Annotated in this window: 2 protein-coding genes; both read right to left on the bottom strand. The window is 29.3% G+C overall.

Features of this window, described 5'->3' with window-relative positions; genetic code table 11:
• Window positions 1-851, bottom strand: an 851-nt coding sequence (locus tag GBG18_RS14970) for an IS3 family transposase (RefSeq protein WP_255467400.1), incomplete at its 3' end; no start/stop codon positions are given.
• Window positions 848-1,089: transposase (locus GBG18_RS14965; protein ID WP_152192369.1), on the bottom strand; the 242-nt coding region annotated here is incomplete at its 5' end. The genes GBG18_RS14970 and GBG18_RS14965, both read right to left, overlap by 4 nt.

The following is a 1,089-nucleotide window of genomic DNA, read 5'->3' as shown; positions in this document are numbered from 1 at the left end:
TGTTTTTCTTCAAATTTAACAGGTGATAAATTTCCTAAATAACTATGACTTCTAACTCTATTGTAATAAAATTCTATATATTCAAATATCTCTTTTTTTGCTTGTCTTTTTGTATAAAAATATGTGTTATAAACTAACTCTTGTTTTAGTGATTTGAAAAAACTTTCCGCTACTGAATTATCCCAACAATTGCCACGTCTACTCATGCTTTGTGTAATATTGTTTTTTAATAACAAATCTTTATGACTGTAAGAAGCATATTGTGAACCTCTATCTGTATGCCAAATAAGACCACTTGCTGGATTTCTATGCAGTATGGCCATACTTAGTGCATCATTTACAAGTGATACCTTCATCGTATCATCCATAGACCATCCAACTATTTTTCTTGAATACAAGTCAATTACAGTTGCTAAGTAAAGCCAGCCTTCACCTGTTGCGATATATGTAATATCCCCTACATATTTTTCATTTGGAGTTGAAGCATAAAAATCTCTGTTCAGGATATTTGGGGCAATGGGAAGATTATGATTAGAATCTGTTGTATTTTTATATCTTCTTTTCATTTTTACTTTGAGATTTAAATCTTTCATGATATTTGAAATACGTCTTCTTGAAATAATTAATCCATATAATTCTTTTAGTTTATCTCTAATCCTACGAGTACCGTAGTTATTTCTACCTTGAAGAAAAATAATCTCAATTAACTCATTAAGTTTTTTATCTATTTTTTTTACAACTGATCCTGCTCTTATCCAATGATAGTAAGATGATAAATCAACTTTTACAACTTTACACATTAGTTTAATACTAAAACTCTTTTTATTTTCATATATCCATGCATACCTTATAGAGTTTCTTTTGCGAAGTATGCTGCTGCCTTTTTTAAAATATCTCGTTCTTGCTTTAGTATCTTATTCTCTCTCCTAAGTCGTTTGAGCTCTTCATTATCACTTTCTTTAGAATGTACATTTACATCTCTTGTTGGTATATTATGAGCTTTTTTATACATGGTAACCCAATGATATAGTGTCTTTGAGTTTAGTCCTAAATCTTCTGCTACTTTAACAACACTTTCACCATCATTTA

This window comes from Poseidonibacter ostreae (assembly GCF_009208075.1).
GTDB classification, from domain to species: Bacteria; Campylobacterota; Campylobacteria; order Campylobacterales; family Arcobacteraceae; genus Poseidonibacter; species Poseidonibacter ostreae.
The sequence above is the reverse complement of the archived record's forward strand: the minus strand, read 5'-3'. Positions and strand labels throughout refer to the sequence as shown.